A 15,374-nucleotide genomic window follows, 5' to 3' on the forward strand; every position below is an offset into this window, starting at 1 on the left:
TCCGTTGAGAATAAACGAACTAATTAGCATTTTCAGTGAACTGGGCTGTGATGAGTTTTATGCCAAGGAGCTTTCTGAAAACGACAACAGCAAACAACAGATATATCTCGGCGCTAACTTCAGGTCAATAAATCAAATACCAAAAGGACCTATTTATACTGATCAGAACGGGCCAAGAAAATTAGTGACTTTCAAGGCTGATTTGGATTTGTTTTGGCTGAATGAATATATGCAACCTGAGCCTGCCGTAAAGGCAAAGCTAATCTGGTACCCAAAATATCCGGAAGTGAGATTGTCGGGTTTTTTATATGGTTGCAAAGCTGCTCCATCAGAATTTTTTCAAGCCACCAATCGAATCAGTGGCCGGATATTGTTTTTGGGTACAGATTCTGCTACAGGGAGGGTATACTGTTACCTGGGAATACCGGAATCAGAAATTACGAATGAATTCATTAGTGCGGAATGGGCTGATACTACCGGCGTTCTGACCAACCTGTCTCGAAGGAAGAAGGTTGATCCGAAATCCGAACTTCTGAGAAGGCTTCGGGAGATACATCTTTCAGGCCCCATATCTGGCCAAATTTTATCCAGAGGAATGGAAATCAAACCATACAAGGCAAGAAATGCAGGAGGACTTACCCTGGAAGCCATGTTGGGAATACCGCATAACAGTATTTCTGAGGGCGATTTTATGGGATGGGAGGTCAAACATTTCTCAACAACGGATTTCGGTAAAACCAGAGGTCGTCGCATAACCCTATTTACCTCAGAACCGGATTTGGGTCTATATAATGAAAATTTTATTGGATTCATGAAGAAATACGGACGCACCAAAGAAGGTACACCAAGGTATGATTTCACCGGACAGCATGTGGCCAAATTTCGGTCGACATCTACTGGTCTGAGAATACATGTGGAAGGATTTGATTTTGAAAAAAACGAAATCAACGAGGCTGATGGTAGAGTACTATTACAGGACAGTGATAATCATATTGCGGCTGGGTGGTCGTTTTCCCGGTTACTGGATCATTGGGAGCGCAAACATGCCAGTGCTTGTTATGTGCCCGGTATATTCTTTAAAAAAACAAATGAATATGCCTTTGGCAACAACATTATCCTTGGAATTGAAACTTCTTTTCTGCATTTCATTACAGCACTGAACTATGGAATTATTTTTTATGACCCCGGTAACAGAGTAAGCATAAGGGGTGATGAGCATTTTGCCGAGAAACGAAGGAATCAGTTCAGGTTCAGTAGTAGTTTTCTGGGAGGCCTTTATAAGAACATAGAAGAAGTTAATCTTCTTAAATTGTAAGTTCTATGGCCGACGTACATTCAGCGCAAGTGCGTTCCTATAACATGAGCAGAATCCGTTCTATGGACTCAAAGCCCGAAATGATTGTTAGGAGATTTCTACATGGACAAGGTTTTCGTTATAGTCTTCATAAAAAAGGAATGCCTGGAAATCCAGACCTTGTCCTGAGAAAATACAATACCGTTATATTCGTCCATGGATGCTTCTGGCACGGACACAAGGGATGCCCGTACTTTAAACTTCCGGAAACAAGAAAGGACTGGTGGAAGCAAAAATTGAAGTCTAATCAGCTTAGAGACGGGAAAAACAAAAAAGCCCTGACGGCTCAGGGTTGGAATGTTATTACAGTTTGGGAATGTGAATTGAAACCTAGGGTTCTTGAAGAGCGTCTGAACATACTATTGTCAGAATTGACTAAGTCAGGCAGTAAATCTGTGTTCTGAATCTTCTTCAATTGGCTCATTCACCTCAGTATCATTCATATTTTCAGAGTTCAGAAGACTGTTCTTCATATGCTCAATCACCCGACCCGCTACAGCTTCAACCACCGGAACAGCTACTGAATTACCGAACTGACGATACAACTGCGTATCAGATACGCCAGTGTCTTTTATTCTGAACTCTTCAGGAAAACCCATAAGTCTCCTGCATTCTTCAGGGGTAAGTCTCCTTGGATTCATTTTCTTTCCTTGAGAAACAAGTATTTCTGATCCGTCTTTATGATAGCGGGCACTGAGAGTCCTTGTAACGCCATAAGGGTCTGCAAGTCCGAAACCAAATCCGTTACCCTTCTGACGATGCTTTTCAGCATAGGCCTTCAGGTAACCCCACAGCTTATCGGACAGCGTATATTTTTTATCTACCACCGGTGCCAACACATTTGAATCAACAAGCTGGATCGGATCACCGTTTTGCTCTGGAAATGAAAATTTCATGTCCGGATTGTAGGTGTTTCTGTCAAAGCCCACAATAAATATTCGCTCTCTGTGCTGCGGAACATAGTATTTGGCATCAAGAATATCGGCTGAAACTTGATAATTGAGCTTATCCAAGGTATCCATGATTACGGCAAATGTCCTGCCTTTGTCATGGGATCTCAGATTTTTCACATTCTCGAGAATGAAAGCTTTGGGCCTCTTTTCTTTAATAATTCTTGCTATATCAAAAAACAGTGTGCCCTGAGTTTCATCAAGGAATCCGTGGTTTCTGCCCAAGCTATTTTTCTTTGAAACACCTGCAAGGCTGAATGGCTGGCAGGGAAACCCGGCAAGTAGTACATCATGGTCAGGGATATCCTTCTCATCTACCTTGGTGATATCACCGAATGGCAATTCACCATAATTTGCCAAATAAGTTTTCTTGGAGTACTTATCCCATTCCGATGAAAATACGGACTTTCCCCCATGCCCCTGCAAAGCTAGTCTGAAGCCTCCTATACCGGCGAACAGATCTATAAAAGTAAATTCAGGAGATTTGGGATGCTGAAATGGTGGCTCTGGTTTATAATTATGAAGATATATATCAAGAACCGTTTCAATTGATTCCGTACTCAACTCAAGTTCCGGTTCAATTTCTTCTGCAATGTCCATTATAAATTCATAAGCGCCACCCCTGTATAGACCTCGTGCCGGATTGTCAAGATTACTTATGAAATGAGTAAATTCAGCTGATCTCCCGGCATACTTATCCTTCTGAAGGAAAGGATTAATTCTTTCTGCGATCTTTTCAAGTTTCTCCATTCTATTCGAGTTGTTCTGGCAGAGTAATTCGCAAGATATTAAGACAGTGTCTTCGAACAGAAAACTCCTCTACTAAGTTTTCCAGGATTTACTAACACTCAATTGTCAAAAACAAAAATAATCTCAATGCGTGCAATCTGTTAGCAGGACTTCTGATAAAGCAGATGATTATCGCATGTGTCCATATTATCCTAATTTTCTATACTAGTCTAGATTATCATGAACGAGAGGCGAAGTAGCTTTGGGTACTATAATCCGTAATCACCTTTACCTGGAATGATATTTCGTAAGCCTCCTATTGGGTTGTCAACGTCTCCATGCCTTCTAGGAATTAGGTGCATGTAGCAGTGACCAATAGTTTGACCAGCATCTGTCCCTGCATTGAATCCAATGTTAAAACCTGTTATTGAGACATCTTCTCTTTCTAAATTATCCCTTGTTTTGTGAGCAAATTGGTGTAAACTATTTAATTCTGCCTGACTTAGATCAAAGTACGTCTCACAATGTCTTTTCGGTATAATCAGAGTATGACCTTCAGTAACCGGATATTTGTCATTGAGGACCAGGGCCAGTTCATTCTCTTCCACAATTCTGGGTTCGTCAATTTGACAGAATATGCAATCATCTTCTCTCACTTCATATAGGGCGTTAATATTACGAAAGTCTGTATCGTCGGTATCCCTTTTATTTGCGTTGCAGGTATAGCAGAGAGCCTGATAATTATCTATAGAATCGGATCCGCCTAGATTTTTGGGAACTATGTGGTCGACTTCGATTGCCTTTTCCTCAATAGATATTCCACACAGTTCACACCGTCCTCTAGCCCGTCTTAATACTTTGTAGCGCACAGAACCAGGAACGGGTTTCCTATTCTTTCTTCTGTGCGCCCAAATGGCTTTACCTCTTTTGTCAACATACTGGTCTATTTTCTGATCGCATAATTGAACTAACTCCCCTAGTTCATTTTCGCTTAGTAAATCAAAATCAATTAATCTGTAATCGTCTTTCTTCTTTGTGACAATCCCATTTTTTCGAAGAATCCTCCCTACCATATTGTTGGTAATCGCCTGATAGTATTCAATCTGGGATTCGTCATAGGACAGAATGGATTTGGCAATATCCTTTTTGTGGGCTATCCCGCCATTCAAAATCAGGGTTTTAATCATTACAGGTTGGTAAATATGAGACATACTCATATTGGCCTCGATATATTCTTTCAGATGATTCACATGAAATTTATTTACATAAAAAAAATTGAAACCGCTTGAATCAAAATCCCCTACCTCTACCCTCAATTACTTATCCTATCCCCCTACAACAAATTCTTCTCTTCCAGGGTGTTTTTCAGCTTCGCCTGGTTTTCCCAGAACCGGGTGTTGATCTTTTCAATTATGCCGCTATACTCGGGATGCTCCTTCAAGGGATCCAGCAGCGGATCTTTATCCAGGAATAGTAAGACCCAATACTGAATATTGTCCTGGTTGGCAAAGACCTTGAGTTGTTCAATGGCCTCGTCGTATTCGCCTTCGATTACATGTGCTACGGCAAAACACGCCGATTGATAGATGGATTCATCTTTTTCGCAATAGGCAGCATAGGAGGAATATAATTCAGCGGCCTCGGCTTCAAGGCCCATTTGTTCATAGACGAACCCAATCTTACTGTCTTCCGCATGGTAGAAATCCAGGCCGTATTGTTCCCGGGCCTCCACAAAAGGGGCATAGTAGGTATAGGCCTGTTCGTATTCATTATCAAAGAAGTAGAGCTTAGCCACCTCCTGCAAAATATCCAGCCGGGTGGAATCTTTCTGGTATTCCGCTATCAGCAAATCCCGGGTCTGCTTCAGATCCTTATCCTTGGCATAGAGCACAAAGGCGCGGACCAGGGGAGCATAGTAATTGGTGGGATCATATTCGAGCGACTTGTCGACATAGGTTAGGGCCTCATCGGCAAAACCGTTTTGCACAAACGCATTGCTGAGGTGGAGGTAGGCATAACTCTGGGTCGAAGAATCTTTGACCGCGATATCGAGCTGCATCCCCATTAAGGCATACTCCAGGTATTTTGCCGTATTGGGGGTTACCCGGGCGTAATAATCGGCCAGGATTTGCACCACTACGGAGGAATTGGGATTGTATTCCAACGCCTTTTCCAAATGGGGCAGGGCCAGGCGATATTCGCCGGTCTGGGTGTAGTAAAGTGCCTTGGCGATCAGGCTTTGGGCCGACTTGGCATCGTACAACAGGGCCTTGTCGGCATTGTTGTTGATGGCTTCGGTGTATTGCTTTTCTACCAGGAATTCGTCCTTAAAAAAATATGCTATGGCCAGGTTGGCATAAGCCAGGGAAAACTGGGGGTCTTCCTCAAGGGCCTTTTCAAATAGGGGAATCGAGGCATCCAGGCCCTCCGGGGTTCGTTTGTATAATTGATCGTGTGCTTGCAGGTAGTAGTCATACGCTACCAGGTTTTCCGTGGGGATCTTGTTAAGCTGCTCCGCCTCCTGGGGGGTTACCGTCGCTTCCACCGCAGCTGCGATCCTTCGGGCCACTTCGTTCTGCAGGGCAAAGATGTCGGTTATCTCGCGGCTGTACTGCTCAGACCAAACAGGCTGGTCTGTGCTGGCGTCGATCAATTGAATGTTCAGGAGGACGCGATCGCCTACACGCTGTCCGCTGCCTTCCACCAGATAATTCACATTGAGTTCTCCGGCGATCTCCGGGATACTCTGGGCGGAAGTTCGGTACTTTTCCACCGAGGTACGACTGATCACCCTGAAATCTTCAATCTTTTGGAGGTTGTTAAGGGTAGCCTCCATTAGCCCATTAATGAAATACACATTGGTGGCATCACTACTCTCATTCTTAAAGGGCAGGACGGCAATAGATTTTTCGAGAACCACCTCTTTGGAAGCAGGCCACAGGGTATACGCTAAAAAAGAAATGAGCAATAGCCCAATGGCTCCTATTGCTATCTTCTTCCAGGGCAAGCCCGGACGGTTCCTCGGATCTTCGAAATTGTGTTTCCCGGCCTCTCCCGGGGGGTACCCATATTGCTCCCGGAAGCACTTGATAAAGTAGGACGAGCTCCCGAACCCTACCTGGTAAGCCACCTCCGATACGGTTTGCTCCGAATCCCGCAGCAGCTCCATCGCTTCCTGCAGGCGAATCTCCCGTATAAACTGATTGGCTGATAGTCCGGTTTGCTTTTTCACCTTGCGCAGCAGATTCGAACGACTCATATGCAAGGCCGCTGCCAATTCAGAAACCCCGAAATTCTCATTGGAGAGGTTTTCCAGGACCAGGGATTTGGCCTGTTCGATAAATGAAGATGGGTCTGCCATGCCGCTAATTGCTCCTTCGAAAGTAGAAAAAAAATAGACGCCACTACTCGGTTTCCATTCCTCCAAACCAGCGGCTTAAACAGCGGTTTGCGTCATAATTGCTATCCCTGCGCCAATTGTTATACCCGCCTCCCCAAGGCTTATGCATTCGGCAGCATGCCTGATTGGCCTTGCGTCAGCACCCAGCGGATCTTTGTCTCAGTAAAGTTTAATTCTAAAATCAAAGCAAATGAAAACTATGAATCTTACCGTACTAAAGACCCTAAGCATGCTCAGTATAGGGCTGTTATTTTTTACCGCCTGCGGGCAAAACAATAAAACTTCCCAGGCCACAGCAGAAGTGACTGTTCCAAAAATGGACATCCATACTGCCGTGATTTCGGAGAACCTCGAAGTAGTAAAACAACACATAGCTTCAGGTACAGACCTGAACCAAAAGGAACCCTTCGGTGGGTCTACCCCGCTGATCACCGCCGCAACTTTTGGGAAGCAAGAGATGGTCAAGACCCTGATCGAAGCAGGAGCGGATCTCAATATTCAAAACAACGATGGATCTACAGCCTTGCATACCGCAGCCTTCTTTTGCCGGATAGAGATCGTACAGCAACTGATCGATGCCAAAGCGGACAAAGGCGTACGGAACAATTACGGATCAACCGCCCGGGAAACCGTCTTAGGGTCCTTTGGAGATGTCAAACCTATCTACCAAATGTTGCACCAGCAATTGGCGCCCATGGGCTTTGAGCTGGATCTTGAAGAAGTGGAAAAGTCCCGTCCGGTGGTAGCCATGATGTTACAGTAAACCGCAGATGCCACAGTAAACAGCCTTTTAGACCAAAATTATGTTACACGAAAGAAGATACGATATTGACTGGTTGCGGGTGATAGCCATTGGCTTGCTATTGATCTATCACATTGCAATAGTCTTCCAGCCATGGGCCATGCTAATCGGCTTTATTCGGGGTCCTGAAATCATGGAAAGCCTGTGGACCCCGATGACGGCTTTAAATGTCTGGAGGATTCCGCTCTTGTTCTATGTCTCGGGGATGGGGGTATATTTTGCCCTGCGCAAGCGCAACTGGAAGCAACTGTTGGGAGAACGTACCAAGCGTATCCTCTTACCCTTTGTTTTTGGATTCCTGGCGATCACCCCCCTGCACATGTATATTTTTCAGGGCTATTACGGGATGCCGCTGAGCTATTTTCCACACGCCGGGCACCTGTGGTTTCTTGGGAATATTTTCGTGTACGTGATAATTCTCTCGCCACTCTTTTTCTACCTGAAAAACCGGGAGGAAGGATCCTTTAAAAAGGCGCTCTCCGCTTATATGGGCAATCCCCTGGGGCCCTTATCGGTATCGGTGTTCTTTATTTTGGAAGTTTTATTGGTAAAGCCCCAGCTCTTTGAATTATATGCTGAGACCTGGCACGGATTCTTTATGGGGCTGCTGGCCTTCCTCTTTGGTTTCCTGTTTGTTTACAGTGGGAAGGCGATCTGGCAAACGCTCCTAAAATGGCGCTGGTTATACCTGGGGCTGGCCCTTGGGTTATATGCGGTGCGATTCTTTGTCTTTAACCTGCAAATGCCCGGCTATGTATTGGCGATTGAATCGAACTGCTGGATTTTTGGGCTATTCGGGTTCGCCTACAAATACCTGAACAAACCCAGTGCGCTATTGAGTTACCTCAGCACAGCGGCCTATCCGGTCTACATCCTGCACATGTTTGCCCTCTATGCCGGATCCTACCTGATCCTGCCCCTGGAAATTCCCGTATTTCTGAAATTCGTTGGGATTGTAGCGTTTACAGGCGTTGTCTGTTACCTGCTTTACGAATTTGTTATTCGACGCATAGGGTTCCTGCGGCCCCTCTTTGGATTAAAAGGACGGGGGCGTAAGGAAAAGGCACTCAAAGAAAAGGGCAACGCACTAGAAGAAGTTGTAGGGCCAACCCGCTAGTCTGCGATTCCCCAGGAGCTATTCAGCAATTCCCTAAAACTCCCGATACTCCCCGCTCAAATACTGGTTTGCTTCGGCTTCCGCGAATTGCGCCTTTTCGGCATCCCAGTGGAGAGTCTGGCCGGGGAAGCGGCCGGCAATCGTTCCCAGTAAAATGGTTTCGGTAAGGCGGGCGCCGTAATCAAAAGGTGCAGTGGTTTCCCCCTTGCCCAGGCATGCGTCTACAAACTGGTGGTAGTGCTTAGGACCTTCACTGGCGTAGTTGCGGATCGGGGTACCCAGGCCGTACTTTTCAAAATCCATCTCCTGGTAGGCACCATCGACAATGAGCTTGGGTTCAAGCATAAAGTGTGGCAGGTACAAACGTCCTTTTTCGCCCAGGAACATCGCACCCTGGTCGTGGAGTTGTTCGCCTCCCGGGAGCGCTAAGTCTTCATGAGCGGGAGGCATTCCAGGGCCATCGTACCAGACCCATTTCAGGCTGTCGGCCGTATAATCAGTTCCTGGGAATTCATAGGTAACGGTGTTGTTTTCCGGATAGCCAAACCCACTTGGCGGACGGCACTCGGTCATGATGGTTCGCGGTACATCGAGCTCCAGGGCATTATAAGGGGTATCGAAAATATGCACTCCCATATCGCCTAAGGTTCCGCAACCGTAGTTGACGAGTCGGCGCCAGTAACCGGGATGGTAATAGCCATCTTTATAAGGAACCTCGGGGGAAGTTCCCAGCCAAAGGTTCCAGTCGAGGGTTTCTGGCACCGGATCGGAGCCTTCAGGCGCAGGTCCGTTAAGCCCCCATTGCTTCGGACTCCAGGCGCGCACGGTGTGCACCTTCCCGATAATGCCATCACGAATGAGCAGGGTGGCCAGTTTATAATCGTAGAAGGAATGCACTTGAATCCCCATTTGAGTCACCAGCCCTTTCTCATTGGCTACGCGGCGCATTTCGCGGGACTCGCTTACAAAGTGGGTCAAAGGTTTTTGGCAGTAGACAGGTTTATCCAGTTCCATTGCGGCCAGGGCGGCTGGTGCATGGGTATGGTCCGGGGTGGAAACAATTATGGCATCGATCCCGTCGCTCATTTCCGCCAACATTACCCGGTAGTCTTTAAAGGTCTTGGCGCCTGGGTGCAATTTCAAAGCAGCGGCCAGATTGTTGGAGTCTACATCGCAAAGGGCAACCACGTCTACCTGTGGGTGGGAGGAGATGTCGCGCAGGTCTTCATTCCCCATATTTCCAACCCCGATGTGGGCGGTGCGTAGTCGCGCCTGGGGTCCTTTCGCTTCGAGGGCTTTCAGGCCGGAAGGCAGGAGGGAAAGTCCGAGGGCGCCGAGGCCGCTTTTCTTGATAAAGGTTCGCTTATTCATGAGGGTAATTCTTTGTGATTGGATTTTCTGTTGTTGCTGCTTGCAAATTGCAGGCCAAGGCTAATTTGAGCCTGCCGAGGCTAGAGTCTCTTAATTTTAATATTTCGAAACCAGATCGGGCTGGCGTGATCCTGCAGGGCAATGTAGCCCGACTTGAATTTCCCGTAATCCGGGCTGTTTTTCCACTTGTCGTCGTTTTTGCGCTCGTACCAGGCATCGTCCCAGGGCACAAAGGACAAAATCATTTCCCCGTTAAGCCAGTGCTCCACGCGTTCGGGGGTAAAGACGATCTTGGAACTGTTCCACTCGCCTACCGGATGCAGCGTTTTCCCTGGGTCCGGCGGATGCATGGCGTAGTCGGCCCCGGTACTCTGCAAGGGCTTCAACTCTTCGGGTTTGTCGGTATATCCCAGACTCGTATTGTAAGCGGTCAGGTCGTGGATATTCTCGTAATTTTCGTCATCGATCAATTGGTATTCCGGCGCAACCACTGGTGGCCCGTCATAACCTTCCTGCACGTGGTAGAAGATCCCGCTATTTCCACCTGCAGGAATCTTCCACTCCAGATAAAGCTCAAAATTATCGAACTCCTCTGCGGCATACATAATGTCCTTTCCGCCTTCGTAATCCTGCTCCAGGCCGAGCTCGGTCTTAAAGGTGAGCACACTATCTTCAATGACCCATCCGGGAGGCATGGTCTCGGCGTTATAACCGCGCCAACCGTCTAAGGAAGTCCCGTCAAAGAGCACGATCCAGTCGGAATCTTTAGCGTCCGCGTCGGCTGCAACTTCAGTTTCCACATTGGCATCTTCATCGGAAGGTGTCGCTGCTTTGTCTTTGCAGGAGGAAAAAAATAATATAGTGAGGCCAAGGGCCAGGCCAAGGAATTTGGCCGGGGAGATTCCATTTCGTTTCATAGGTGCTGCTTAAGTCAAAAAAGGTACGAAAACCTTGGAACTCTTGAAATGCTTTCGACCGGCTACCCTTTCAGGAGTCTTCACCGGCTTCGATATCCCGGGCTTTGCTCAGCGAAGCGGCAACCAGTCCTGCGGGAACGGTTACGATGCCCACGCCAATGATGAGTACGAAAAAGGTAAAAATCTTACCCCCTGCCGTAATGGGATACACATCGCCATACCCCACAGTAGTCAGGGTAACGATCGACCACCAAAAGCTATGGAAAATAGAGGCGAAGGCCTCGGGCTGGGCTTCGTTTTCAAAGTAATAAATCCCGGCGGAGGTCAGGTATAGAACAATGAAGGTGATGATAAAGAACAGCACGATTTCCTCCCGGACCATGCGCGCCGCCAAAGTAAATCGTTGCAGGGCCCGGTTGTAGCGCACCATCTTGAGCGCGCGGATCAGACGCAGGACCCGGAACGAACGCAGGGCCCGCCAGTCGAGGGCGTTATTAAGGTAAAATGGCAGGATGGCCAGCAGATCAATAATCCCATAAAAACTGAAAATATACTTCCAGGGGTTCGGGGCGGCCATGACCCGTAAAACATATTCCAGGGTAAACACAACTACTGTAAAAATCTCGAAAACATAGAGGGCCTGGGCTACATCTGGATCCAGGTTTGGCAGGGTTTCAATCGCATAAGTGATCAGCGATAACAGAATTAGTGCCTGGATAAAATAGTGGAAGCGGAAGGACCATTTGGAATCCGACTTCTCCAGGAATTGCCACAGTCTTTTACGAGGCGATAGCTGATTCATGCTGCAATCATTTTTTCAAGATTTCCATCACCCGGTCCATCGGCAAGGCCTGAATAGTCCCCCGATGACCGGATACGGTTTCGGCGGCGGTCATGGAATTCCAGATGGCTTCTTCGGTGGCCTCAATGGCCGCCAGGAACAATGCGCTCATATAATCGTTGTGCACCACCGGCATCTCGGAGGTCATTCCCGAAGGCTCGTAAGGCACGCGATTGGTCTCCGCAGTGGAAACTGCTATCACGTAATCCCCGCTGCCATTGCTGGCAATGCCACCCGTGCGTGCCAGGCCCAGCATGCAGCGCTCGGCCAGGCGCTTCAGGTTCCTTGCATCCAGGGGTGCGTCGGTTAGAACCACCATCATGCAGGAGCCATCGGTGTCGTAGCGGAAATTCCCGGGAATACGATCCAGGTCACGGGCCAGGTTCCGGCCATTCAGGGTAAGTACCCCGCCAAAATTGGTTTGTACCAAAACCCCTACGGTATACTGCTCAAATTTTTCAGGCAAAACGCGGGAGGAAGTCCCGATTCCTCCTTTAAAACCAAAGGCGATCGTACCAGTTCCTGCACCCACATTTCCTTCGGCCACGGGGCCTGTTGAGGCGGCGGCGATCGCATCCAACACATCTTGTTTGGATACGATCCGGGCGCGAATATTGTTCAAGTATCCATCATTCGTTTCCCCGACCACGGCATTCACAGAACGCACTTCCTGGTTGCCTTCCTGGGCCAGGGTATAGGAGATTACGGCGTCCATAGCCGTGGCCACGCTCAGGGTATTGGTCAGAACAATGGGCGTTTCCAGATTTCCAAGTTCTTCCACCTGCGTAGATCCGGCCAACTTCCCAAATCCATTCCCCACGTATATCGCCGCAGGCACCTTGGATTGAAACAAGTTGCCGGAATGCGGGAGGATGGCCGTAACCCCGGTGCGAACTTCCTCCCCGGAATTTAAGGTCGTATGCCCGACATGAACCCCGGGCACGTCGGTTATCGCATTCAGTGGGCCGGGGCGCAGCACCCCGAGTTCAATTCCGTAATCGCGAAGGCGTTGTCCCTGAAGTGCCGCCATAGACAAAAAAATTAGGCAGAGTAAGAACGCTTTTTGAATCATTGCGTACTAGTATCTGCCTAATGTACTAAAACTTGCCAGTATGTTGGGAGGATCTTACTTCCGGATCACCTTCCCTTCGTATTGTTGGCCATTGGTAAAATCAAAGGCGCGGTACACATACACCCCGGAAGGTAATCCCGGTACCACCATCTCAAAGATGCGATCGGCCATTCCAGCACGTACTTTTTGCTTCCACACTACCTGTCCGCGCAGGTTGCTCAGGGTCACGTGGAGTTCCTTAGTCGCTTCTGGCAAAATCAGTTTAAAGGACGATTCAAACGGGTTTGGATAGGTCCGTGCCTGCTTGAGTTCGGGTAAGGCCGATGGAGCGCTCAGTGGATTGGAAGCTGTTTCGGCTTCCTGCTCAGTTTCATTAGTTTCCTCCTGGTTTTCAGCTCCAGTAGCTTCGTCAGATGAAGTGTCATTCGAAACACTTTCCGCTTCGGTAGCCGCTTCCGCAGTTTCAGCCTCAGTAGATTCCTCTGAAGTTTCTTCTTCCGTAGATTCCTCAGTAGTATCTTCCGCTGTAGTTTCTTCGCCCACTTCGGTAATCGACTTCGTAGTCAGGGCGAGGCCATTAACGGCAAAGGCAAATTCCTCAGCTTCCTGGTAGTTCCCCTGAACGGAGAATACAATGGAAGTCAGTTGCTCAAAGTTTCGGGGATTCCCGCTTCCGTCCCGGAATTCGCTGAATGCAACTTCCAAACGCCCGGCAGTCGAATCCGGAACTACCTTCAGGCGCAGCCTGTCGTTCCAGTCCTTCATTTCCGTGGTGATCAGGCTAATCTCGATGGGGCGGTCCTGTTGCAGCTCTATGCTCATATAGGCATAGGCGCTTACATCCAGGGATCGGTCTCCAGCCAGTAGGTGGCGGAAAACATTTATAGTCCCTTCCACTTTTCCGGACATTTCCAGTCCGCGCTCAACCAAATAGGTGCTATCTCCAAAGATGGCTTTGAGTTCGGAATTAATGGAATCCTTGTGTTGGGCTATGTTCCAGGCAGGAACTTCGTCGCGGTTGGTGTCCAGGTCAATTCCCCAGGGGCCATCGGCCAGGTACAAATCGTCGGCACTCCCGGTTGCTCCGGTAGTCATGCGCAATCCAATATCGAACAGGTGCCCGGTAGGGATTTCGATCCATTCCACCCGGTTTCCACTCAAAACTTGGGTAAAGGAAACATTCTCAGGGGCAGATAACTCCGTGCGTTTCAAATTTCCATCAATAGTAAGGCTGGATACCCGGCCTGGATTTTCGATTTTCAGGTGCAGTGCCCCATCGCGATAATATCCTTTGCGGACAAAAGCCTCAGGAATTCGGGGAGCCTGGGTTGTAATAACCGGTTTGTCGGCTTCCAGCGTCTGCAGGATATGGCTCACCAGGGTACTCACCTGCCCCATGGAAGATCCCCATACCTGGAAGTTCATATAATCCCCCTGAGGATAGTCACTCAGGTTCCAGGTGCTGAAAAGTTCATAGCCGCTGATTCCTTCGCGTATGGCAAAAGCCAGCGTGTGCTCAGTTCCTTCGGCGCGTTCCATGCGGGTATACACCATGCGGTGTCCCTGCAATTCCAGGGTCCGTACATCGGTCAGCTCTGCATCGTTCAGGCGATCGCAGATATATTTGGTGTGATTGTAAACGCCATCGAGGGTATTGAGGGCCAGGGCCGCAGCAACGCGTTCGTTGCCCTGGTAGTAGTCTACCGAAAATACCTTATCGGCATTGGTGATCTCGAGCAAATCCTCAGGACTGGACACGCGGGCTTCTTCCGTCCCCATCATTCCAGTCTCCGGGAAATAGGTATCCAGATTCCCATTTCGCGCAAAATTTCCATTAAAGCTTTTAGCGGAATACCGCACCTGAAGGTCCTGTTGGTTCAGGGCGCTACCCGTTTGGCGGCGTTTCAGGGTACGTTTGGCAATCTTTTGAGCCAGGCGTCCATGGCTTTCCAACCCGCCATCGTTTCCGGAACTGACATCGTTGCGATCTTCTACCCGAACCAGGTTTTCCGTTTTCAGGGCGGTGTAGGGGGAAGCGGTAATGTAAAACAGGGCATCGTTAAAATCCTGATCACAGCTACCGTAATCGCGTCGAATATCCTCGAATCCGAGGATAATGCGCTCGTTTTCGGAATCGCTCAACAGTACATTGTGGAATTGCAGGGTCGGATCGGACTCCGGGTTGTATTCCGGACGGGAATACACCTGCCAGTGCCCTCCGGTTACCTTGCCGCGCCATCCATTGGCGAACAGCACCCAACCAATAGCGGTGCCGGCAGGGAACCTTCCGATTTTTACCTTATCCCCGGCATATAGCCCTCCTCCACTCCATTTGGCGGAAACGTTGGGGAAAACAATGGTAATGTCTTCGGGTTGCGGGGTGGTCGGAGGCGGTGATCCGGCCTCATAGGTAAAGAACCCCAATACGTTTTTATACCCGGCACCTTCGGCAACGAATGTTACCCAGACCTCAGCCTCTTCGTAAAGGATAATGTCGGTGTCGTAGCCGGAGCTAATGTAGTGTGGGTTGTAATCCGGTACCGGATACCCTTCGGGCAGGGCGTCCGCAACCAGTTTTAATGTGCTTTCTGAAACCACGTCGGGAGTGGTCAGGTAGTCTGGCGTCCCTTCACTGTCGAAGGTCCCCAGGTAGTTGTAGTCTTGTCCATAGCTAATACCGGTGAGCAGCAGCCAGGGTAAGTAAAGTAGCTTTTTAATCATGTTGCAAAATTTGGAATCTGCAACAAATATGCGGTGGCTTTCCTAGCTTATAAGGTAGCTGTCGGTGAATGGCAATTTCCTGTAGATAAAGCCAGGAGGA

Annotated in this window: 12 protein-coding genes; 4 read left to right on the top strand and 8 right to left on the bottom strand. The window is 48.5% G+C overall.

The genetic code is table 11. The features are described 5' to 3' along the window. The first annotated feature begins 4 nt into the window (after window positions 1-4). Complete coding sequence (locus tag BM318_RS05205) at window positions 5-1,315, top strand: MvaI/BcnI family restriction endonuclease (RefSeq protein ID WP_143099923.1); 1,311 nt, start codon at window positions 5-7, stop codon at window positions 1,313-1,315. Between the two features lie 5 nt (window positions 1,316-1,320). After that, window positions 1,321-1,758, top strand: coding sequence for a very short patch repair endonuclease (locus BM318_RS05210; RefSeq protein ID WP_092981214.1), 438 nt, complete (start codon window positions 1,321-1,323; stop codon window positions 1,756-1,758). Here the strand turns inward: BM318_RS05210 and dcm are convergent. The 3 genes from dcm to BM318_RS05225 form a co-directional block, all read right to left on the bottom strand. Beyond that, window positions 1,735-3,054 carry a DNA (cytosine-5-)-methyltransferase gene (dcm, locus tag BM318_RS05215; RefSeq protein WP_317040340.1) on the bottom strand — a complete coding sequence of 440 codons (1,320 nt, stop codon included), beginning with the start codon at window positions 3,052-3,054 and terminating at the stop codon, window positions 1,735-1,737. The genes BM318_RS05210 and dcm overlap by 24 nt on opposite strands. 248 nt (window positions 3,055-3,302) lie before the next feature. Continuing rightward, window positions 3,303-4,283 carry an HIT domain-containing protein gene (locus tag BM318_RS05220; protein WP_218154989.1) on the bottom strand — a complete coding sequence of 327 codons (981 nt, stop codon included), beginning with the start codon at window positions 4,281-4,283 and terminating at the stop codon, window positions 3,303-3,305. A gap of 83 nt (window positions 4,284-4,366) precedes the next feature. Further along, window positions 4,367-6,394 (bottom strand): helix-turn-helix domain-containing protein, encoded by a 2,028-nt coding sequence (locus BM318_RS05225; RefSeq protein WP_092981215.1) that lies wholly within the window; start codon window positions 6,392-6,394, stop codon window positions 4,367-4,369. A gap of 229 nt (window positions 6,395-6,623) precedes the next feature. Between BM318_RS05225 and BM318_RS05230 the strand changes: the two genes are divergently transcribed. Together BM318_RS05230 and BM318_RS05235 are read left to right on the top strand one after the other, a co-directional pair. Continuing rightward, window positions 6,624-7,196 (top strand): ankyrin repeat domain-containing protein, encoded by a 573-nt coding sequence (locus tag BM318_RS05230; RefSeq protein ID WP_092981217.1) that lies wholly within the window; start codon window positions 6,624-6,626, stop codon window positions 7,194-7,196. A 40-nt stretch (window positions 7,197-7,236) separates the two neighbouring features. Further along, a complete protein-coding gene (locus tag BM318_RS05235) occupies window positions 7,237-8,352 on the top strand; it encodes an acyltransferase family protein (protein WP_092981219.1) in 1,116 nt (371 codons plus the stop codon). A gap of 33 nt (window positions 8,353-8,385) precedes the next feature. Here BM318_RS05235 and BM318_RS05240 read toward each other — a convergent pair whose 3' ends face one another. The 5 genes from BM318_RS05240 to BM318_RS05260 all read right to left on the bottom strand — a co-directional run bounded on the left by BM318_RS05240 (window position 8,386) and on the right by BM318_RS05260 (window position 15,274). Next, window positions 8,386-9,723: a Gfo/Idh/MocA family protein gene (locus BM318_RS05240; RefSeq protein ID WP_092981221.1), complete on the bottom strand. Its 1,338-nt coding sequence runs from the start codon at window positions 9,721-9,723 to the stop codon at window positions 8,386-8,388. A gap of 80 nt (window positions 9,724-9,803) precedes the next feature. Continuing rightward, window positions 9,804-10,640, bottom strand: a complete 837-nt coding sequence (locus BM318_RS05245) for a 3-keto-disaccharide hydrolase (protein ID WP_092981223.1) — start codon at window positions 10,638-10,640, stop codon at window positions 9,804-9,806. A 70-nt stretch (window positions 10,641-10,710) separates the two neighbouring features. Continuing rightward, entirely contained in the window at window positions 10,711-11,442 is a 732-nt protein-coding gene (locus BM318_RS05250; protein ID WP_092981225.1) for an ion transporter, read from the bottom strand. Window positions 11,443-11,449: 7 nt separating this feature from the next. Continuing rightward, window positions 11,450-12,511 (bottom strand): DmpA family aminopeptidase, encoded by a 1,062-nt coding sequence (locus BM318_RS05255; protein ID WP_245759744.1) that lies wholly within the window; start codon window positions 12,509-12,511, stop codon window positions 11,450-11,452. 96 nt (window positions 12,512-12,607) lie between these two features. Continuing rightward, the gene (locus BM318_RS05260) at window positions 12,608-15,274 is read right to left on the bottom strand and encodes a DUF4114 domain-containing protein (RefSeq protein WP_092981227.1); all 2,667 of its coding nucleotides are present in this window, start codon (window positions 15,272-15,274) and stop codon (window positions 12,608-12,610) included. Window positions 15,275-15,374: the final 100 nt, after the last annotated feature.

The sequence above is a fragment of the Robiginitalea myxolifaciens genome (assembly GCF_900115205.1).
Taxonomy (GTDB): domain Bacteria; phylum Bacteroidota; class Bacteroidia; order Flavobacteriales; family Flavobacteriaceae; genus Robiginitalea; species Robiginitalea myxolifaciens.

Excerpts from the sequence above, each read along its gene's own strand:
- BM318_RS05210 (WP_092981214.1), top strand. The coding sequence starts at position 1,321 with ATGGCCGACGTACATTCAGCGCAAGTGCGTTCCTATAACATGAGCAGA.
- dcm (WP_317040340.1), bottom strand. The coding sequence starts at position 3,054 with ATGGAGAAACTTGAAAAGATCGCAGAAAGAATTAATCCTTTCCTTCAG.
- BM318_RS05225 (WP_092981215.1), bottom strand. The coding sequence starts at position 6,394 with ATGGCAGACCCATCTTCATTTATCGAACAGGCCAAATCCCTGGTCCTG.
- BM318_RS05230 (WP_092981217.1), top strand. The coding sequence starts at position 6,624 with ATGAAAACTATGAATCTTACCGTACTAAAGACCCTAAGCATGCTCAGT.
- BM318_RS05235 (WP_092981219.1), top strand. The coding sequence starts at position 7,237 with ATGTTACACGAAAGAAGATACGATATTGACTGGTTGCGGGTGATAGCC.
- BM318_RS05240 (WP_092981221.1), bottom strand. The coding sequence starts at position 9,723 with ATGAATAAGCGAACCTTTATCAAGAAAAGCGGCCTCGGCGCCCTCGGA.
- BM318_RS05245 (WP_092981223.1), bottom strand. The coding sequence starts at position 10,640 with ATGAAACGAAATGGAATCTCCCCGGCCAAATTCCTTGGCCTGGCCCTT.
- BM318_RS05250 (WP_092981225.1), bottom strand. The coding sequence starts at position 11,442 with ATGAATCAGCTATCGCCTCGTAAAAGACTGTGGCAATTCCTGGAGAAG.
- BM318_RS05255 (WP_245759744.1), bottom strand. The coding sequence starts at position 12,511 with ATGGCGGCACTTCAGGGACAACGCCTTCGCGATTACGGAATTGAACTC.
- BM318_RS05260 (WP_092981227.1), bottom strand. The coding sequence starts at position 15,274 with ATGATTAAAAAGCTACTTTACTTACCCTGGCTGCTGCTCACCGGTATT.